General features: G+C 74.0%; 17 protein-coding genes. 8 read left to right on the top strand and 9 right to left on the bottom strand.

The window, feature by feature from the left end; all coding sequences use genetic code 11:
- Positions 1 to 906, top strand: coding sequence for an ectoine hydroxylase (thpD, locus tag CK485_RS15640; protein WP_109451027.1), 906 nt, complete (start codon positions 1 to 3; stop codon positions 904 to 906).
- A gap of 32 nt (positions 907 to 938) precedes the next feature.
- Here thpD and CK485_RS15635 read toward each other — a convergent pair whose 3' ends face one another.
- Both CK485_RS15635 and CK485_RS15630 read right to left on the bottom strand, forming a co-directional pair.
- Positions 939 to 1,646, bottom strand: coding sequence for a hypothetical protein (locus CK485_RS15635; protein ID WP_241968360.1), 708 nt, complete (start codon positions 1,644 to 1,646; stop codon positions 939 to 941).
- A 70-nt stretch (positions 1,647 to 1,716) separates the two neighbouring features.
- Positions 1,717 to 3,279, bottom strand: a complete 1,563-nt coding sequence (locus CK485_RS15630) for an aldehyde dehydrogenase (NADP(+)) (protein WP_109451024.1) — start codon at positions 3,277 to 3,279, stop codon at positions 1,717 to 1,719.
- Positions 3,280 to 3,387: 108 nt separating this feature from the next.
- Between CK485_RS15630 and CK485_RS15625 the strand changes: the two genes are divergently transcribed.
- From CK485_RS15625 to CK485_RS15615, 3 genes are all read left to right on the top strand, one after another.
- Complete coding sequence (locus CK485_RS15625; RefSeq protein WP_109451021.1) at positions 3,388 to 4,182, top strand: IclR family transcriptional regulator; 795 nt, start codon at positions 3,388 to 3,390, stop codon at positions 4,180 to 4,182.
- 136 nt (positions 4,183 to 4,318) lie between these two features.
- Positions 4,319 to 5,119, top strand: coding sequence for a class I SAM-dependent methyltransferase (locus tag CK485_RS15620; protein WP_109451017.1), 801 nt, complete (start codon positions 4,319 to 4,321; stop codon positions 5,117 to 5,119).
- Between the two features lie 75 nt (positions 5,120 to 5,194).
- Entirely contained in the window at positions 5,195 to 5,614 is a 420-nt protein-coding gene (locus CK485_RS15615; RefSeq protein WP_109451015.1) for a hypothetical protein, read from the top strand.
- Positions 5,615 to 5,679: 65 nt separating this feature from the next.
- Here CK485_RS15615 and CK485_RS15610 read toward each other — a convergent pair whose 3' ends face one another.
- The 3 genes from CK485_RS15610 to CK485_RS15600 all read right to left on the bottom strand — a co-directional run bounded on the left by CK485_RS15610 (position 5,680) and on the right by CK485_RS15600 (position 8,984).
- The gene (locus tag CK485_RS15610; protein WP_109451013.1) at positions 5,680 to 6,651 is read right to left on the bottom strand and encodes an aldo/keto reductase; all 972 of its coding nucleotides are present in this window, start codon (positions 6,649 to 6,651) and stop codon (positions 5,680 to 5,682) included.
- 68 nt (positions 6,652 to 6,719) lie between these two features.
- Entirely contained in the window at positions 6,720 to 7,952 is a 1,233-nt protein-coding gene (locus tag CK485_RS15605; protein ID WP_109451010.1) for a hypothetical protein, read from the bottom strand.
- A gap of 69 nt (positions 7,953 to 8,021) precedes the next feature.
- Positions 8,022 to 8,984 carry a 5-dehydro-4-deoxyglucarate dehydratase gene (locus CK485_RS15600; protein WP_109451007.1) on the bottom strand — a complete coding sequence of 321 codons (963 nt, stop codon included), beginning with the start codon at positions 8,982 to 8,984 and terminating at the stop codon, positions 8,022 to 8,024.
- 208 nt (positions 8,985 to 9,192) lie between these two features.
- On the opposite strand from CK485_RS15600, the gene CK485_RS15595 reads away from it, so the two are divergent.
- A complete protein-coding gene (locus CK485_RS15595; RefSeq protein ID WP_109451004.1) occupies positions 9,193 to 10,014 on the top strand; it encodes an NAD(P)-dependent oxidoreductase in 822 nt (273 codons plus the stop codon).
- 79 nt (positions 10,015 to 10,093) lie between these two features.
- Positions 10,094 to 11,533: a TerD family protein gene (locus tag CK485_RS15590; RefSeq protein ID WP_109451001.1), complete on the top strand. Its 1,440-nt coding sequence runs from the start codon at positions 10,094 to 10,096 to the stop codon at positions 11,531 to 11,533.
- Positions 11,534 to 11,593: 60 nt separating this feature from the next.
- Here the strand turns inward: CK485_RS15590 and CK485_RS15585 are convergent, their stop codons facing one another.
- Positions 11,594 to 13,171, bottom strand: a complete 1,578-nt coding sequence (locus CK485_RS15585) for a hypothetical protein (protein WP_109450999.1) — start codon at positions 13,169 to 13,171, stop codon at positions 11,594 to 11,596.
- 506 nt (positions 13,172 to 13,677) lie between these two features.
- Here CK485_RS15585 and CK485_RS15580 point away from each other — a divergent pair.
- Both CK485_RS15580 and CK485_RS15575 read left to right on the top strand, forming a co-directional pair.
- Complete coding sequence (locus tag CK485_RS15580) at positions 13,678 to 15,444, top strand: endonuclease/exonuclease/phosphatase family protein (RefSeq protein WP_241968465.1); 1,767 nt, start codon at positions 13,678 to 13,680, stop codon at positions 15,442 to 15,444.
- A 145-nt stretch (positions 15,445 to 15,589) separates the two neighbouring features.
- Positions 15,590 to 16,162 (top strand): DinB family protein, encoded by a 573-nt coding sequence (locus tag CK485_RS15575; RefSeq protein ID WP_109450994.1) that lies wholly within the window; start codon positions 15,590 to 15,592, stop codon positions 16,160 to 16,162.
- An 83-nt stretch (positions 16,163 to 16,245) separates the two neighbouring features.
- Here CK485_RS15575 and dapD read toward each other — a convergent pair whose 3' ends face one another.
- The 3 genes from dapD to CK485_RS15560 form a co-directional block, all read right to left on the bottom strand.
- Positions 16,246 to 17,235, bottom strand: coding sequence for a 2,3,4,5-tetrahydropyridine-2,6-dicarboxylate N-succinyltransferase (gene dapD / locus CK485_RS15570; RefSeq protein ID WP_109450991.1), 990 nt, complete (start codon positions 17,233 to 17,235; stop codon positions 16,246 to 16,248).
- 88 nt (positions 17,236 to 17,323) lie between these two features.
- Positions 17,324 to 17,866, bottom strand: coding sequence for a TetR family transcriptional regulator (locus tag CK485_RS15565; protein WP_109450987.1), 543 nt, complete (start codon positions 17,864 to 17,866; stop codon positions 17,324 to 17,326).
- Positions 17,863 to 18,189 (bottom strand): multidrug efflux SMR transporter, encoded by a 327-nt coding sequence (locus CK485_RS15560; RefSeq protein WP_109450983.1) that lies wholly within the window; start codon positions 18,187 to 18,189, stop codon positions 17,863 to 17,865. Before CK485_RS15560 ends, CK485_RS15565 begins: the two co-directional genes overlap by 4 nt.
- Between the last annotated feature and the right edge of the window lie 255 nt (positions 18,190 to 18,444).

The raw sequence follows: 18,444 nt of genomic DNA, 5'->3' as shown, positions 1-18,444 counted from the left end.
ATGACCACGGCGACGAAGCCCCCCGAGACCACCGACCTGTACCCGACCCGCGGCACCGCAGAGGTGACCACGCCCCGCCAGGACCCGGTGGTGTGGTCCAGGCCCGGCGCCCCCGGCCCGATCCAGCCGTCCGGGCTGCGCGACTTCGACCGCGACGGCTTCCTGGCGGTGGACCAGCTGATCACGCCGCAGGAGGTGGACCGCTACCGCGCCGAACTCGACCGGCTGGTCGCCGACCCGGCCGTGCGGGCGGACGAGCGCGCGATCATCGAGCCGAAGTCCAAGGACGTGCGGTCGGTCTTCGAGGTGCACCGCATCAGCGACGTCTTCGCCGAACTCGTGCGTGACCCGCGGGTGGTGGAGCGCGCCCGGCAGATCCTGGGCTCCGACGTCTACGTGCACCAGAGCCGCATCAACGTCAAGCCCGGCTTCGGCGCCAGCGGCTTCTACTGGCACTCCGACTTCGAGACCTGGCACGCCGAGGACGGCCTGCCCCGGATGCGCACGGTGTCGGTGTCGATCGCGCTCACCGAGAACCACGACACCAACGGCGGCCTGATGATCATGCCGGGGTCGCACCGGACGTTCCTGGGCTGCGCGGGCGTGACGCCCAAGGACAACTACAAGCGCTCGCTGCAGATGCAGGACGCGGGCACGCCGTCCGACGCGGCGCTGACCGAGATGGCCGAAAAGCACGGCATCAAGCTGTTCACCGGCAAGCCCGGTTCGGCCACCTGGTTCGACTGCAACTGCATGCACGGCAGCGGGGACAACATCACCCCGTTCCCGCGCAGCAACGTCTTCATCGTGTTCAACAGCGTGGAGAACACCGCGGTGGAGCCGTTCGCGGCCCCGGCCCGGCGCCCCGAGTTCATCGGGGCCCGGGACTTCACACCGGTGAGCTGAGGGTCACCCCGCTCCTGTGCCGGTCGGGGACGTCACAGTCCCTGCGGCCACTTGTAGGAGCCGGGGACCTCGACCGGCGCGCCGGCCGGTCCGTAGACAAGGGCGATCTCGTCGTGCGCGTGGAGGGTGAGCGCGGCGGGGTCGCCCTTGACCGCGTGTCCGTCCACGTACGCGCGCAGGGTGTCGCCGTGACCGGCCGTCAGGCCGCCGAGCCGCCCGGCGTCCAGCGCGACGTCCCACTCGGTCATGAACTGGCCCAGAGTGAAGACCGCCTTGACCGGGGACTCGATGTGGATCACCCCGGAGGTGTCGTGGGTGTGCAGTGGGCTGATGCGCTGCGCCTGCTCGTCGATGCCGATGAGTGCGGGCACCACGACGGGCTTGCCGTCCACCAGCACGTCGAGGTGGGCGTGGATGTGCATCACCTGGCCCTCGGCGCCCATCATCGGCAGCCCGGCCGCGGCCACCCGAGCCGCCGGATCGGCGGGCACCGGCCACGGCGGCGGCGTGGTGCGCCCCTCGGCGGTCCGGCGCGGCACGGAGGGCACGGCGGTGGGCGCGGACGCGGGGCCCGAGGCGGTGTCGGCGACGCTGCTCGCGCTGATCCGGGCGGCGGGCGTGCCGTCGTGCGCGCCGCAGCCGGTCAGCCCGAGTGCGGCGAGCGCGGACACGGCGGCGAGCAGGCCCGCGGTCCGGCGCCTGCGCGGTGTCGTGGGGGTGGCGGGGGTGCGCTGAGACACGGCGGACGGTCCTTCGGTGCGGAAAGCGAGCGGTACGGGCGTGCCGCGCGGGCGGGCCCGTACGGCGGCGTCAGCCTAGCCGCGCCGGTGCCCCGCTCCCGGTCTCCCGGCGGCCGTCGACGCGGCGCGCGACGCCCAGCGGATTGTCGTCGCGCAGCTCGGGCGGGAGCAGGGCCGCGGGCGTGTCCTGGTAGGCGACCGGCCGCAGCCAGCGCTCGATCGCGGCGGTGCCGACCGAGGTGTACGGCGAGGTGGTGGCCGGGTAGGGCCCGCCGTGGTGCTGGGCGGGCGTGACCGCGACGCCGGTCGGCCAGCCGCCCACCAGCACGCGTCCTGCCAGCGCCGACAACCGCGCCAGGAGCGCGGCGGCGCCGTGCGCGCCGTCGCGTTCGGCGGTGGACAGGTGGAGCGTCGCGGTCAGGTTGCCCGGCAACCCGGCGAGCACGGCTTCCACCTCATCGGGTGACCCGTAGCGGGCGATCACGGTGACGGGCCCGAAGCACTCGTGCGTCAGCGCCGTGTGGGTGTCCGCGGTGAGCAGGTTCGCGGGGACGCTGAGGAAACCGGCGCGGACGTCCAGTCCGTCGCCCTCGCCCGGCTCCACGGGGGCGGTGACGCCGGGCAGCGTCAGCCGTTCGCGTACCCCGGCGAGGAAGGCCTCGCGGATGCGGCTGTCGAGCAGCACGCCGGGCCCGACCGCGCGGGCCGCTTCGGTGAGCGTGCTCAGCAGGCGGTCGCCGTCGGCGCCCTCGGGGACCAGGACGAGCCCGGGCTTGGTGCAGAACTGCCCGGCGCCCAGCGTGAAGGAGGCGGCGAGCCCGGCGGCGATGTCCGGGCCGCGTTCGGCCGCCGCGGCCTCGGTGACCAGCACCGGGTTGAGGCTGCCGAGTTCGCCGTGGAACGGGATCGGCCGCGGCCGGGCCGCCGCCGCGTCGTACAGCGCCCGCCCGCCGCGCACCGAACCGGTGAACCCGGCGGCGGCGACCAGCGGATGCCGGATCAGCGCGACGCCCGCGTCGAAGCCGTGCACCACGCGGACCACGTCCTGCGGCAGGCCGGCGCGGGCCGCCGCCCGGCGCAGCAGCGCACCGGCCAGCTCGCTGGTCGCCGGGTGGCCCGGATGGGCCTTCACCACCACCGGGCAGCCCGCGGCCAGCGCGCTCGCCGTGTCGCCGCCGGGCACCGAGAAGGCGAGGGGGAAGTTGGAGGCGGCGTAGACGGCGGCGACGCCCAGCGGGACCTTGGTCCTGCGCAGGTCGGGGCGGGGCGCGGGGCTCGCCGCCGGGTCGGCGTGGTCGATGACGACGTCCAGGAAGGCGCCTTCGTCCACCACGTCAGCGAAGGACCTCAACTGGTGAGCGGTGCGCGCGAGTTCACCGGTGAGCCGGGGCGTGCCGAGGGCCGTCTCCGCGTCGGCGGTGGCGATGACCCGCTCGGCGTCGCCCTCCAGCAGTTCTGCGGCGGTGCGCAGGAACGCGGCACGCGCGGCGAGCTCGGCCAGGGCGCCCGCCGCGTCGGCGGCGGCGGTCACGGCCGCGTCGATGTCGCCGGGCGCGGACTCGGTGGCCACCTGCTCGCGGCGCTTCCCGGTCCTGGGGTCGACGCTCCAGACTGGTTCCGCTGCCGCTGTCACCGCGAGACCTCCCACGCGTTCGGTATACTGAACGACATCCGTGAATGTGAATCCGTGTCGTCGGCGAGCCTACGTCCGGCGCACCGTACGGACAAGAGGGGTCGAGGGATGACCGGCACGCGCGGCGGCGCCCACAGCGGCACCGCGAACGGTGGCTCGCAGGTCAAGTCCGCCGTCCGTACGGTGGAGTTGCTGGAGTTCTTCGCGGGCCGGCCCGGCATGCACACGCTCGCCGCCGTGCAGGAGTCCGTGGGCTACCCCAAGTCCAGCCTCTACATGCTGCTGCGCACGCTCGTGGACCTGGGCTGGATCGAGACCGACGCCACCGGCACCCGTTACGGGATCGGGGTGCGCGCCCTGCTGGTCGGCACCTCCTACATCGACGGCGACGAGGTGGTGGCCGCCGCCCGGCCCACCCTGGACCGGCTGGCCGAGGACACCACCGAGACCATCCACCTCGCCCGGCTCGACGGCACCGACGTGGTCTACCTGGCGACCCGGCAGTCCCAGCACTACCTGCGCCCGTTCACCCGCGTCGGCCGCAGGCTGCCGGCGCACGCCACCTCGCTGGGCAAGGCGCTGCTGGCCACCCACGAGGACGACCAGGTGCGGCGGCTGCTGCCCGCGACGCTGGACGCGGTGACCGAGCACACGATCACCGACCGCGAGCGGCTCATCGAGGAACTGCGCGCGATCCGCGAGCGCGGCTACGCGGTCGACCGCGAGGAGAACACTCTGGGCCTGCGCTGCTTCGGCGTGGCGATCCCGTACCGCACCCCGGCGCGTGACGCGATCAGCTGCTCGGTCCCGGTGGCCCGGCTGACCCCGGGGCACGAGCAGATGATCACGGACGCGCTGCTGGACGCCCGGGACCGGCTGACGCTGGCCACCCGCCGTCTGTGACCGCCGCGCCCGCCAGGGAGCGCGGGCACCGCGTCCGCCAGGGAGCGCGGGCACCGCGTCCGCCACGGAAGGCGGGCAGCCGCCGAACGCGGGCGGCGGCGGGAGCGCGGGCGGCGGCCGGTCTAAGGTCCTTGGTATGACCAACGAGACCCAGAACCCCTCCGCTCCCGGGCCCGACGCCGCGCTGTACGCCCGCCGCGCCTCGTCGTTCGGCGCGAAGGCGGGCGCGTACGCCGAGCACCGGCCGGACTACCCGCGCGAGGCGGTGAACTGGCTGCTGGAGCCGGTCGCCGGCCGATCCGCACCGAAGGTGCTGGACCTCGCGGCGGGCACCGGCAAGCTGACCGCCGTACTGCTGGACATGGGCCTCGACGTGGTCGCGGTGGAGCCGGACGCGGGCATGCTCGACCAGCTGCGGCGCGAGCTGCCCGGCGTTCCCGCACACCGCGGCACCGCCGAGTCGATACCGGCCGAGGACGCCTCGTTCGACGCGGTGCTGGTGGGCCAGGCGTTCCACTGGTTCGATCCGGAGCGCGCGCTGCCGGAGATCGCCCGGGTGCTGCGGCCCGGCGGCGTGCTGGGCGCGCTGTGGAACGCGGACGACGACCGGGTGGAGTGGGTGGCGGGGCTGCGGGACCTGCTGGTCAGCATGCCCACGCTGTCCCGTTCCGGGGACCGGTCGAAGCCGCTGATGGGGCACGAGGCGTTCGGCGCGACCGAGGAGCGCAGGTTCATCCACGGCCAGCCGCGTACCGCCGAGACGCTGACCGCGACCGTCGCGACCCACTCCCACCTGCTGGTGATGGACGACGCCGAGCGGGCGGCGACCCTGGAGAAGGTCCGCGCCTACCTGGCCGCCCGCCCGGAGACGGCGGAGGGCGAGTTCGTCCTTCCCCTGGTCACCATCGCGGCCCGCGGTGTCAGGGCCGAGGACTAGGGCCGGTGGACGAAGGGTGGCGAAGCGGTGTCCCCGCGGGACGCCGAGCGGGGGAAGGGGCGGGAAGTGGCCGGAATGGAACCGCAGTTGGCGGCGCTGGCGACGTCCGGGGCGACCACGCCGGTCGGCCTGATGGTCAGCGACGGCTGGGCGCAGGCCAGAAGGCGGATCGCGGCGCTGTTCGGCCGGGGCGACGCGGCCCGCGCCGAGGACGCCGCCGGTGAACTGGAGCGGTCGCGGACCGAGTTGACACTCGCGAGCGACGCCGGGGACGCCGACGCGGTGGCCGCGATCCGCGGCGAGTGGGAGGCCGACCTGCGCCGCCTGGTACGCAGGGATCCGGACGCGGTGGCCGAACTGCGCGCCCTGGTCGAGGAGTTCGGCCCCCGCGTCGGCGGCGTTCACAACGAGATCAGTGGCAGCGCCCGGGTCACCGGCACGGTCGTCCAGGCCCACACGGTCACCGGCCTGACCCTGCCGTCCCCGCGCGCCTGACCACCCGGGGCCTGGGGGCCGCCGCGCGACGGCGGCCCCCAGGAGACCCGGCGCAGGGCGACGGGTTACGCGTGTCCCGCGATGTCGCGGGCCGTGTAGTGCGCCTCCAGGCGGGCGCACTCCTCGTCGGTCAGGGACAGGTCGACCGACGCCACCGCGTCGTCCAGGTGCTCGGGCCTGGTCGCGCCGACGATGGGCGCCGTGATCCCCGGCTGACGCAGCAGCCACGCGAGCGCCACCCGGGCCCGGGGCACTCCGCGCTCCGCCGCGACCTCGGTGACCGCGTCCACGATGGCCCGGTCGGACTCCCGGTAGAGCTTCTTGCCGAACTCGTCGGTCTCGCTGCGCGCGCTGCTCGCGTCCCACTCCCGGGTGAGCCGGCCGCAGGCCAGCGGGCTCCACGGGATGACGCCGACGCCCTCGTCCCGGCAGAGCGGCAGCATCTCCCGCTCCTCCTCGCGGTACAGCAGGTTGTAGTGGTCCTGCATGGTGACGAACCGCGCCCAGCCGTGCCGTTCCGAGGTGTGCAGCGCCTTGGCGAACTGCCACGCGTACATCGAACTCGCCCCGATGTAACGGGCCTTGCCCGCCCGCACGACGTCGTCGAGCGCCTCCAGGGTCTCCTCGATCGGCGTCGCCGGGTCCCAGCGGTGGATCTGGTACAGGTCGACGTAGTCGGTGCCCAGGCGGCGCAGGCTGTGGTCGATCTCGCTGAGGATCGCCTTGCGCGACAGGCCCCCGCCGTTGGGTCCCGACCTCATCCGGCCGTGCACCTTCGTGGCGAGCACGATCTCGTCGCGGTTCGCGTACTCGGCGAGCGCGCGGCCGACGATCTCCTCGCTGGAGCCGTCGGAGTAGACGTTGGCGGTGTCGAAGAAGTTGATACCCGCCTCGATCGCCCGGCGGATGAACGGCCGGCTGGCCTCCTCGTCCAGCGACCAGGGGTGGTTGCCGCGCTTGGGGTCGCCGTAGCTCATGCAGCCGAGGCAGATCCGCGACACGTCGAGGCCGGTCGTGCCGAGCTTTGCGTATTCCATGAGTGCCCTTCAGTCATGAATGCCTTCGGGTCCGCCTCCAGTCTCCCCCCGGGCCGTGCCCGGCGCGATCACGTTCGCAGGCGGGCCAGCGCCCGCCCGGCCAGTGCGAGATCCGCGTCGGCGGCCACTCCCGCGTGGTAGAGCCGCAGTTGGTTGGCGCCGAGGGCGGCGGCGTGGGCGGCGTCGTCGGCCAGCGTGGCGGGGCTGCCGCCCATGCCGGAGACGATGGTGAGGTTGGCGGCGATCACGGGCCGTGCGCCGTCACGGCTTCCGCGCGCTTCGGCGGCGGTGCGGAACGGCCGCAGCACGTCCTCGCGGGCCGAATCGGCGCCGGTGCAGGGCAGCACCACGCCGTCCGCGTGCCCGAGGACGTCGGCCGCGTCCACCCCGGCGTTGGAACCGCTGCGGTGCGGCGCGGGGTCGGCGTGCAGCAGGACGGGGAAGTCCGGTCGGCCCGCGCGCTCGCGCACCGCCGCCACCGCCGCCCGCTGGAACGCGCGGGCCGCGCGGGTGCGCCAGGCCAGCGTCAGCCCGGCGAACGCGTCGCCGAGCTGCGCGACGACCTCGGCCCACTCCCCCTCGCGGTCGTCCGGGCCGGGGCCCGGCCCCCGCTCCCCCGACCACACCGGGGCGAGCGCCGCGCGCACCGCGCACCGCAGTTCGTCGGGGTCGGCGCCCAGCCGCGCGTAACCGTGGCGGCAAGTGCCGCAGAAGCACAGCGACATCAGGTAGCGCGCGGCACCACCGAGCGGCACGCCCGCGGTCTTGTCGTGCGCGTTCGCGTGCTCCACGCCGAACCAGCCGCACGCCTCCAGCTCGGCCCCCCGCGCCCCGGGCCGCGCCCCCGCCTCCGCCGCGAGGGCGACCGCGTACCGCAGCACCTCGGGCCGGGCGGCACACAACGCCCAGGGATAGGGGTCACCGTAGGCGTTGCGCACCGCGGACCGCGGGTGCTCGCCGCCCAGGAGGGAGTTGTGCGTCAGCACCGCCCACGTGCCCACCTCGATCCCGGCGTCCGCCAGCGCCGCCGCCGCCTCGCCCCACGGATCGGCGCACTCCAGCCAGTGCTGCGTACGCGGTCGCAGCGGCGCGTCCCGCCAGTGCTCCGGCGAGGGCGGGTACAGCACGGCGGAGTGCGCGGCGGTGACCAGCCTCCGGCGCGGGTGCCTCGGGGTGAGCGCACGGGTCGCGTGGTACGCGGAGGCCAGCGTCACCCGGCCGATCCCGAGGTCGGCGAGCCGGCGCGGGGCGTCCGGGTCCCCGACGACGTCCCAGGGGTAGAGGAAGGCGGAGACGTTCAACGGGGCTCCCGGGGAAGCGGCGTGGCGTGGGGGGCGGAGCGGTTCGGGGCGGAGGCGGGGGCGGGGGCGCTAGAAGCCCTTCAGCTCGTCCGCCAGCTCCAGCCCCCGGTCGATGAGTTCGGCGAGGCGGGCCACGTGCTGCGGGGCGGGCTCGCTCAGCGGGGACCGGACCTCGCCGACCTCGGCGCCCCGCAGCCGTACGCCCGCCTTCACGAGGGAGACCGCGTATCCCGCGCCCTGGTCGCGCAGTTCGGCGAGCGGCCGGTAGAAGACGTCGAGCAGCCGGTTCACGGCCGCGTCGTCGGCACCGGCGCCGTCGCCGGCCTCGCCGAGCAGCGCGCGGTGGAAGGCGAGCGCGATCTCGGGGGCGAAGCAGAAGACGGCCGAGGAGTAGAGCCTGACCCCGATGCCCCGGTAGGCGAGGCCGGTCAGTTCGGCGGTGGGCAGCCCGTTGAAGTACAGCGGTTCACGCTCCGGCCGCGCGGAGCGGACCGCGGAGACGACGCGCTGCATCAGGTCGAGGTCGCCGACCCCGTCCTTGAGCCCGATGACGCCCGGCACCCCGGTCAGCCGTACGACGCTGTCAGGGGTGAGGACGGCGTTGGCCCGCTGGTAGACGATCACGTCGAGCGCGGTGCCCTCGGCGAGTGCCGTGTAGTGGCGCAGCAGGCCGGGCTGGTCGGCGGTGACCAGGTACGGCGGCAGGGCCAGCAGGCCGTCGGCACCGGCGCGTTCGGCGAGTCCGGCGTAGTGCAGGGCGAGCGCGGTTCCGTAGCCGGTGCCCGCGACGACCGGCACGCGTCCGGCGGCCTCCTCGACCGCCGCCGCGACGCAGGCGTGGAACTCCTCGGGCGCCAGGGCGTGGAACTCCCCGGTGCCGCAGCAGGCGAAGACCGCGCCCGCGCCCGCCTCGATCCCGGCGCGCACGTGCGCGCGGAAGGCGTCGAGGGCCAGGGTGCCGTCGGGGGCGAAGGCGGTGACGGGGAAGAACAGCGGGCCGCGCAGACGCCGGGCCAGCGGGAGTGCGGTCATGCGGGAACCCTTCGTTCATCGTGCGAGGTCGTCGTTCGAGTTCATGACTCTTGTCCATATTCATGAACACGGTCAACGCTAGGCCGCCATCACGACGCCGGTCAAGGGGTGAACCTTGACCGCGATGTGAGCGCTTCCTACGCTGGGCGTCCGTATGTGTGAACCATGTCCGTGTCGCTGACTCGCACGACCGACCGGAGGAGAGCCCATGACCGCCGCCCGCCGCACGCTCCTGCTCACCGGCGCCGCGGGCTCGGTGGGCGGCATGATGCGGGAGCTGCTGCCCCGCTACGGCTGGGACCTGCGGCTGCTCGACGTGGTGCCGGTGCCCGGCGAGCCGGACGCCGTCACCCTCGACCTGGGCGACCCGGAGTGCGGCGCGGCGCTGCGCGAGGCCGTGCGCGGGGTGGACGGTGTCCTCCATCTGGCCGGGATCTCGCTGGAGTCGACGTTCGAGAAGATCCTGCGCGCCAACGTCGAGGGCACCTACCACCTGTACGAGGCCGCCCGTGAGGAGGGCGTGCGCCGGATCGTGTTCGCCTCCAGCAACCACGCCGTGGGCTTCACCCGGCGCCCGGAGGCGGGCGAGCCGCTGGTCCCGGCGGACACCCCGCACCGCCCCGACACCTTCTACGGCCTGTCGAAGTGCTTCGGCGAGGACCTGGCGGACCTCTACTGGCACAAGCACGGCGTCGAGACCGTCTCGGTGCGCGTCGGCTCCTGCTACCCCGAGCCGACCACCGTGCGGATGCTGTCGCTCTGGCTGAGCCCCGGCGACGCGGCGCGCCTGTTCGACGCGGCGCTCACCGCTCCGGACGTCGGCCACACCGTGGTGTACGGCAGCTCCGCCAACACCCGGGCGTGGTGGGACCTGTCCTCCGCGCGGGCGCTCGGCTACGCGCCGCGCGACGACTCCGAGCCGTACGCTGCCCGGCTCGTCGCGGAGCAGGGCGAGTTGTCGCGGGACGACCCCGAACACACCCACCTGGGCGGCCCGTTCTGCGTCAACCCGCCGATCTGGCCGCGGTGACGAACGGGTGATCGAGCCAATCGCGCGCTGACGGCTGGAACCGCGCGCGACGGCCGGGCGTTCCCAGGGCATGACCGCTATGACGCCCGGCTCCAACATCCCCCTCCCCGCGGCCCGCGTGACCGTCGAGGTGACCGCGCCCGTCGCGCTGGACGTCTCCGGTCTGCTGCTGACCGCGGACGGCAAGGTCCGCTCGGACGACGACTTCGTCTTCTACAACCAGCCGTCCGCCCCCGGCGTCACGCACCGCGCGGGCGCGATCGAGGTGGACACCGGCGCCGTGCCGGACGGCGTCGAGAAGGTCGTGGTGACCGCCAGCCCCGACGAGGCGGGACGCGGCTTCGCGGGCGCGGAGCCGACCGCGACGATACGGGACGCCGACGGCGGCGCCGTGCTGGCGACGTTCACCCCGCCCGCGCTGGGCAGCGAGACCGCGCTGGTGGTCGTCGAGATCTACCGGCGCGGCGGTGCCTGGAAGGCGCGCGCGGTCGGGCAGGGCTACGCGAACGGGCTCGCGGGCATCGCCACGGACTTCGGCGTCACGGTGGAGGAGCCGACGACGCAGGCCGGAACGCCCGCGGCGCCGACGGCGCCGGCGAGCACGCCCGCGGTGGGTACGCCCGCGGCGGCGGCCGGGTCTTCGGGGGCCGGGTCCGCGGTGACCGAGCCCGCGGCGGCCGCGCCGCCTCCCCCGCCCTTCCCGGCGCCCGCCGCACCCGCGTTCCCCGCCGCGCCGCCCGCGCCGTTCACCTCCACCGCGCCGCCGCCTGCGCCCGCGCCCTTCACGCCCTCGGCTCCGCCGTCCCCGCCTCCGCCGCCGCCCGCCGGAGCCGTTCCGGCCGGTTTCCCGCCGCCGTGGGCCGGCGGTGCCCCGGCCCCCGCACCCGCCGGGCCGCCCGCCGCGTCCTTCCCGCCTCCGACGGCCGCGTCTCCGGCCGCCGGACGGATCAACCTGGACAAGGGCCGCGTCAGCCTGTCGAAGAACCAGAGCGTCTCGCTGGTCAAGGGCGGGCGCCCGCTGCTGTCCACGGTGCGGATGGGTCTGGGCTGGGAGCCCGCCCGGCGCGGGCGGAGCATCGACCTGGACGCGTCGGTCATTGCGTACGGCCCGCGCCGCGACCACCGCGACTCCTGCTACTTCGGGCGGCTGAGGATCCTGGGCGACGCGGTCCGGCACGCGGGCGACAACCTCACCGGGCGCGGTTCGGGGGACGACGAGTCGATCACGGTCGACCTCGGCCGGGTGCCCGCCGACGTCACCTCCCTGGTCTTCACCGTCAACTCCTTCTCCGGGCAGAAGTTCACGCAGGTCGCCAAGGCGTACTGCCGGTTGCTCGACGACGCGAGCGGCGAGGAGCTGGTGCGGTTCGACCTGACCAACTCCGAGGCGCAGACCGGTGTCGTGATGTGCAAGCTGGTCCGGCAGCCCACCGGGGAGTGGGAGATGACCGCGATAGGCCAGTACGTGAAGGCCCGCACGGTACGCGGCATGGTGGACCACGGAGCGGCCACGCTCTGACGGCGCGAGGTGGCGACGCGGGCCGGGAGACGCGCTCCCGGCCCGGGTCGCCCTCCGGGCTCAGCCGCGCGGTGCCTTCGACCGCGCCTTGAAGGCCGCCTTGCGGGCCTCCTTCGCGGTCCGCTTGTCCGGGTGCAGCCGGCCCATCGCGTCCAGCACCTCGGCGGTGGCCGGGTGGTCGACCCGCCAGACCGCGTCGAAGAAGCCGTCGTGCCGGGCGACCAGGTCGCGGACCAACTCCCCCAGCAGTTCCGGGTCGTCGTCCATGGCGAGCTGCGCGGCGAGGGTGTCGACGGTCAGCCAGAAGACCATCGCCTCGTCCGGCGCGGGCACGTCGGTCGCCCCGCGCTCGACGAGCCAGACCCGGGCCAGCCCACCCAGCTCGCGGTCGTCCAGCACCTCACGCAGCGCCGGTTCCGCCTCGGGGCCCAGCCTGCCCAGCGTCTGCTGGCAGGTGAGACGGCGCGCCGGGGCGTCCGGGCCGTCACCACGCGCGGCGGCCAGCAGCTCGCGGGCGGCGTCCACCGGGGACCGGCGCTCCAGCCACCGGCCGCCCTCCTCGTACGCAGCCGCCTGCGGGTAGGAGACCAGGGCGTCCAGCAGCCGGTCGGCGCTCGCGCCGGCCAGGTCGCCGACGACGGGCGCGGGGACCCCGTGCTCCAGCAGCCGCTCGCGCACCCCGAGCACGCCCAGCGGGGTCAGCCGCACCATGCCGTACCGCGAGACCTCGTCGGCGGCCAGTTCGGTGGCGAGGTCTGCGGGGGCCTCCGGCGACTCGCCCGGCACCTCGGCGGCGGCCTCCTCGGCGATCAACGCGTCGTCGACCGGCTGGTAGTCGACCAGGCCGGTCGGCGCGAGCAGCCGGAAGTGGTCGTCCAGCCGCATCATCGCCTCCGACACCTCCTCCAGCACGGCGTCGGTCGGCACGTCCATGTCGTCGGGGACGACCATCGAGGCGGCCAGCACCGGCAGCGGCACGGGCTTGACCCCCTCCCCGCCGTCCTCGGCCGACGCGCCCTGCGCCGGGCCTGCCTCCTCCAGCGCCGTCAGCAGATAGAGGTTGCCGAGCGCTCCCTCCAGGAACGCGGCCTCCTCGCGCGGGTCCCACGCCGGGCCGTCCCCGTCCCACCCGTCCTCGTCCGCGCCGTCGATCGCGGCACCGGTGGCGTCCTGGTCATCCGCATCACCGAAGAGATCGGCGAGGCCCGCGGAGGCGGTTTCGGTGAGCACCGACTCCAGTCCGGTGCGCCAGACCTCGATGACCTCGCGGGGGTCGCCGCCGTCCAGCAGGCCCAGTGCCTTGCCGGGTGACGCGGTGCCCGCGGGCGCGTCCAGGTCCTCCGCGCGCGTCGTGTCCTCGTCGAGTTCGACCTCGACCAGTCCGGTGTCCACCGCGAACGCCCATGCCTCGGCGGTGCGCGCGGCGCCTTCCGGGTCGTCGCCGAAGCCCAACGCGGCCGTCGCACGGGCGAGTTCGTCCTCGACCAGCTCGGCGGTGGCGTTGACCCCCACCTTCGGCGCGGTCCAGCGGGCCAGCCGCGCGGCGTGGTCGAGCAGCGGCGCGGCGAGCGCGAGCCGCGCGAGTTCGGCGTCCGGCAGCAGCCGAACCGGGGGCATGTCGCGGCTGTCAGCGGCCATGGGTTGTTCTCCTCGTACGAGTCGCGTCCGGCGCGCGAGGGCACGCCCACCCAGCGTAGACGCATAACGGGCGGACCCGCCCGGTTCACCTTCGCGTCAACCGGAGTTACGGGCTGTTCCCTTGACAACTCCCGCGCCGCGGCAGCAGATTTACGCGCGTAGAGATCGTGTCCGCGACAACTTTTCCGGTCCGGCGACCGGCCGCCCGCGACAGTGGCCCAGGCTCCCGCACGTCCGGTTCCCGGGCAGCACAAGCACCACCGCGTACGACCACGCACCACCGAGCGGCGCCCGGCGCGCCGCCCACGCCTGACCGGCACGGGCCGGCCACGCCACCCGCAGGCCCACGCCACGCAAGCCCGCGTCACCGCAAACCGCGTCACCCGCAAGCCGCGTCACCCACAGGAAGAACGACCCTCACCGTCCTCGGAGGACCCCAAGTGACCCCTCGCCGCAAGCGTTTCGTGCGCAGACCGGCCACCGTCGGAACCCTCGGCGCCGCCGCGCTGGCCGCGGGCCTGCTCGTCGCGCCGCAGCAGGCGTCGGCCGCGCAGATCCGCATCCACGACATCCAGGGCTCGACCCGCGTGTCGCCGCTGGCCGGCCAGGCCGTGAGCGGCGTGCCGGGCATCGTCACCGGCGTACGGACCTACGGCTCCTCCAAGGGCTTCTGGTTCCAGGACCCGAACCCGGACGACAACCCTGCCACCAGCGAGGGGATCTTCGTCTTCACCTCCTCCACGCCGAAGGTGAAGGTGGGCGACAGCGTCACGGTGGACGCCACGGTCTCCGAGTACTACCCGGGCGGCGCGGGCACCGGCGTGCAGTCGGTCACCGAGCTGACCAAGCCGACCGTCACCGTGGTCTCCTCCGGCAACGCGGTGCCCGCCCCCGTCGTGCTGCGCCCCCGCGACATCCCCAGCGCGTACGCGCCGCAGGCGGCCGGTGGCGACATCGAGCCGCTCACCCTCCAGCCGAAGAAGTACGCGCTCGACCTGTACGAGTCGCTGGAGGGCATGAACGTCGAGATCGACAACGCCCGCGTGGTCGGCCCGACCGACGCCTACAGCGAGCTGTGGGTGACCGCGAAGCCGGACCAGAACCCGACGAGGCGCGGCGGCACGATCTACGAGAACTACAACGACCCCAACTCCGGCCGCATCCAGGTGCAGTCGCTCATCCCGGCCTCGCAGGCCGCCTTCCCGCAGGCGAGCGTCGGCGACGAGCTGACCGGGGCGACCTCGGGTCCGCTGGACTACAACCAGTACGGCGGCTACACCGTCGTCGCTAACGCGATCGGCGCGCTGAAGTCCGGCGGCATCCAGCCCGAGGTCACCCGCAAGCAGAAGGCGGACCAACTCGCGCTCGCCACCTACAACGTGGAGAACCTGGCGCCCAGCGACCCCGACAGCAAGTTCACCGCACTGGCCCACGGGATCGTGCACAACCTGTCCTCCCCCGACATCGTCGCCCTGGAGGAGATCCAGGACAACGACGGCGCCACCGACGACGGCGTGGTGGACTGCGACCAGACGGTCGGCAAGTTCATCGCCGCGATCAAGGCGGCCGGCGGCCCGTCCTACGACTGGCGTTCCATCGACCCGGTCAACGACCAGGACGGCGGCGAGCCCGGCGGCAACATCCGCCAGGTCTTCCTGTTCAACCCGGCCCGCGTGAGCTTCGACGACATCCCCGGCGGCTCCTCGACCTCCGCGGTCGGCGTCACCAAGGTGAACGGCAAGGCGCGGCTGACCGCCTCACCGGGCCGCATCGACCCGTCGAACTCCGCCTGGGACGCCAGCCGCAAGCCGCTGGTCGGGCAGTTCACCTTCCGCGGCAGGACGGTCTTCGTGATCGCCAACCACTTCGTGGCCAAGCTGGGCGACCAGGGGCTCGACAGCCGCTTCCAGCCGCCGACCCGCTCCAGCGAGGTGCAGCGCATCCAGCAGGCGCAGGACGAGAACGCGTTCGTCAAGTCGCTGCTCGCGGTGGACAGGCACGCCGACGTGGTCGCGCTGGGCGACCTCAACGACTTCCAGTTCTCCCCGGCCCTGAAGGCACTGACCTCCGGCGGCGTGCTGAAGGACCTGATCACCACGCTGCCGGTCAAGGAGCGCTACACCTACGACTACGAGGGCAACTCCGAGGTGCTGGACCACACCCTGACCAGCCCCGCCCTGAGGAACCCGGACTACGACGTGGTGCACATCAACGCCGAGTTCGCCGACCAGACCAGTGACCACGACCCGCAGGTGGTCCGCGTCAGGCCGTAGCGGCCTCCGGCGCGAACAGCCGGGGCCCTTGAGGACCGAAGTCGTCCTCAAGGGCCCCTAGCGTTGTCGTTGTCCGCAAGGACGGAAGCCGGAACGGATGTGAACGACACGGCGCGGGGCACCCGCGCGGGGAAGCGAGGAAGCCATGGTCACCTTCGTGGGCGAGGGCAACGACGAGCGGGAGACGCTGCTGATGTTCGTGGCGGAGCAGCGTGACGCGGTGATCAGGGCCGCCTTCGGGCTCACCGACGAGCAGGCGGCGGCGCGCCCCACGAAGAGCGAGCTGTCGGTCGCCGGGCTGATCAAGCACTGCACCGAGGTGGAACGGCAATGGATCGTCGGCATCCTGAGCGGGCGGCCGCAGGACCTGGTGGCGAGGGACGAGAGCAACTGGCACGACTCGTTCCGGATGGTCGGCGACGAGACGCTCGCCGACCTGGTCTCCGCCTACCGCGCGGCCGGTCAGGAGACCGAGGAGCTGGTGCGGGCGCTGCCCGACCTGGAGGTGGCCGTGGCGCTGCCGGACCTGCCGTGGTTCCCGCCGGGCGCCAAGCGCTCGGCCCGCTGGATACTCGCGCACCTGATCCAGGAGACCGGGCGCCACGCGGGCCACGCGGACATCCTGCGCGAGAGCCTGGACGGCGGCACGTCCTTCGCGCTGATCGCGGCGGAACGGCAGGCGCGGGAGGCCGACGGGCGCGGGACCGCGGCGAGTTGAGCGGAGGCCGGCCGCGTACGGTCCGCAACGGAGGCGGGGCGGAGGCCCGCGGTCCCCGCGCCGGACCGTACGCGGCGGGCGGGCTAGTTGTGGCTGTGCAGCACCGCGTTCAGGCCGCCCCAGGAGCCGGTGCGCTGGAGGACCTCGACCGTGCCGGTGACGGAGTTGCGGCGGAAGAGGAGGTTGTCGGCGCCGGACAGGTCCTTGGCCTTGGTGACCTGGCCGTCCGGCAGCGTGACCCGGGTGCCCGCAGTGACGTAGAGGCCGGCCTCGACCACGCAGTCGTCGCCCAGCGAGATGCCGATGCCCGCCTCGGCGCCGAGCAGGCAGCGCTGCCCGATGGAGACGATCTCCTTGCCGCCGCCGGAGAGCGTGCCCATGATCGACGCGCCGCCGCCGATGTCGGACCCGTCGCCGACGACGACGCCCTGGCTGATGCGCCCCTCGACCATCGAGGTGCCCAGGGTGCCCGCGTTGTAGTTGCAGAAGCCCTCGTGCATCACGGTCGTCCCGGCGGCCAGGTGGGCGCCGAGCCGGACGCGGTCGGCGTCGGCGATGCGCACGCCGGCCGGGACCACGTAGTCGGTCATGCGCGGGAACTTGTCCACCCCGTACACGGCGAGGTGCAGGCCCTCGGCGCGGGCGGCCAGTCGCGCCCGCTCCACGCCGTCCACCGGCACCGGGCCGAGCGAGGTCCACGCCACGTTGGCCAGCAGGCCGAAGATGCCGTCCAGGTTCTGCCCGTTGGGCCGCACCAGGCGGTGGCTGAGCAGGTGCAGCCGCAGGTAGATGTCGTGCGTGTCGAGCGGCTTGTCGTCCAGCGACCCGATGACCGTGCGGACCGCGACGACCTCGACGCCGCGCCGCGGGTCGGGACCGAGGGCCTGGGGCGCGGCCTCGCCCAGCAGTTCGGCGGCGCGCTCGGCGGTGAGCCGCTCGGTGCCGGCCGGGCCCGGCTGCTCGACCAGTTCGGGCGCCGGGAACCAGGTGTCGAGGACGGTGCCGTCGCCGGCGACGGTGGCGAGGCCGGTGGCGGCGGCGCCGAGGGCGCGCAGGGTGGTCGTGTCAGTCATGCACCGAACGCTAGTCGCTGGCCGTGCCCGATGCCCAACCGGCCCGCATCCCGGAATCCGCCTTCCACCGCAGGTCGGGGCGAGTCGCTCAGCGCGGCCCGATGACCCGGGCGAAGACCGCCCGTGCCTCGTCCTCGTCGTACGGACGGCCTGTGAGCAGGGTCTGGAGCGCCAGCCCGTCGATCAGGGCGACCAGGGCACGGGCGGTCTCCCGGTCGACCCGCACGGCCAGCACCTCCACCGCGGCGTCCACGAACTCGGCGGCCACCGGGCGGACCGCCTCGCGGCGCAGCGCGGTCAGGTAGACCTCGTACTCCAGCACCGCGCGGGAGTGCTCGCCGCGCAGGAACTCCCCCGTCAGCCGGGCGACTTCGGTGGCGAGGTCGGCGTCCGGGTCGGCCAGCCCCGGGTGCGCCCGCAGATCCTCGATGAACCGCTCGTCCAACTGCCGCAGCGCCGCCACCAGCAGGTCGTCCAGCGTGGCGAAGTGGTACGTGGTGGAGCCCAGCGGCACGTCGGCCTCGGCGGCGACGGCCCGGTGGCTGAGCCCGGCGATGCCGTCGCGCCCCACGACCCGCAGCGCGGCGTCGACGATCCGCTGCGCGCGGTCCGGGTCGTGGCGGCGGGTCATCCGTGCGACGCACCGCCCAGGTTGAGCACGACGACCCCGGCGATCACCAGGGCCACGCCGAGGAGTTTGGCGGCGCTGACGCTCTCGCCGAGGAAGGCCATCCCGATCCCGGCGATCACGGCGGTGCCGACCGCGGACCAGATGGCGTAGACGGTGCCGATCTCCATGCTGCGCAGGGTGACCGACAACAGGTAGAAGGACAGCACGTATCCGGCGACGGTCGCCGTCGACGGCCACAACCGCGAGAACCCGTCGGTGTACTTCAGAGCCGTGGTCGCCAGCACCTCGGAGAGGATCGCGCCCGCCAGCGTCACGTATGGCATGTGTACGAGCGTACATAGCGATGCGTACGGCCGTACACACCTCCCCCACATTCGTGGAGACCCGGTTCCCGGGAATTCAGCCGCTCAGCGGGGACCAACCCGAAGGGGCGTGGGGAAGTGCGCGACCAGCCACGGCGAGAGCCGCGGTCGGCCACCGGTCGGGGGTCCCGCGGTCGTTCCCGGACCACCGGCCGGTGGAAGTTGGTCGCGCAGTTCCCCGCGCCCCTGAAGGAGTTCGTGGCCGGCCCTGAGGCA

The organism is Streptomyces sp. ICBB 8177 (assembly GCF_003144095.1).
Lineage (GTDB): Bacteria > Actinomycetota > Actinomycetes > Streptomycetales > Streptomycetaceae > Streptantibioticus_D.
Note: the sequence above shows the minus strand (reverse complement) of the source record. Positions and strands in the feature narration are given on the sequence as shown.

Bases quoted from the DNA above. Each gene is read 5' to 3' on its own strand.
- CK485_RS15585 (WP_109450999.1), bottom strand. From the start codon at position 13,171: ATGGCCGCTGACAGCCGCGACATGCCCCCGGTTCGGCTGCTGCCGGAC.
- CK485_RS15575 (WP_109450994.1), top strand. From the start codon at position 15,590: ATGGTCACCTTCGTGGGCGAGGGCAACGACGAGCGGGAGACGCTGCTG.
- CK485_RS15610 (WP_109451013.1), bottom strand. From the start codon at position 6,651: ATGGAATACGCAAAGCTCGGCACGACCGGCCTCGACGTGTCGCGGATC.
- CK485_RS15620 (WP_109451017.1), top strand. From the start codon at position 4,319: ATGACCAACGAGACCCAGAACCCCTCCGCTCCCGGGCCCGACGCCGCG.
- CK485_RS15590 (WP_109451001.1), top strand. From the start codon at position 10,094: ATGACGCCCGGCTCCAACATCCCCCTCCCCGCGGCCCGCGTGACCGTC.
- CK485_RS15560 (WP_109450983.1), bottom strand. From the start codon at position 18,189: ATGCCATACGTGACGCTGGCGGGCGCGATCCTCTCCGAGGTGCTGGCG.
- CK485_RS15600 (WP_109451007.1), bottom strand. From the start codon at position 8,984: ATGACCGCACTCCCGCTGGCCCGGCGTCTGCGCGGCCCGCTGTTCTTC.
- CK485_RS15615 (WP_109451015.1), top strand. From the start codon at position 5,195: ATGGAACCGCAGTTGGCGGCGCTGGCGACGTCCGGGGCGACCACGCCG.
- CK485_RS15565 (WP_109450987.1), bottom strand. From the start codon at position 17,866: ATGACCCGCCGCCACGACCCGGACCGCGCGCAGCGGATCGTCGACGCC.
- thpD (WP_109451027.1), top strand. From the start codon at position 1: ATGACCACGGCGACGAAGCCCCCCGAGACCACCGACCTGTACCCGACC.
- dapD (WP_109450991.1), bottom strand. From the start codon at position 17,235: ATGACTGACACGACCACCCTGCGCGCCCTCGGCGCCGCCGCCACCGGC.
- CK485_RS15595 (WP_109451004.1), top strand. From the start codon at position 9,193: ATGACCGCCGCCCGCCGCACGCTCCTGCTCACCGGCGCCGCGGGCTCG.
- CK485_RS15625 (WP_109451021.1), top strand. From the start codon at position 3,388: ATGACCGGCACGCGCGGCGGCGCCCACAGCGGCACCGCGAACGGTGGC.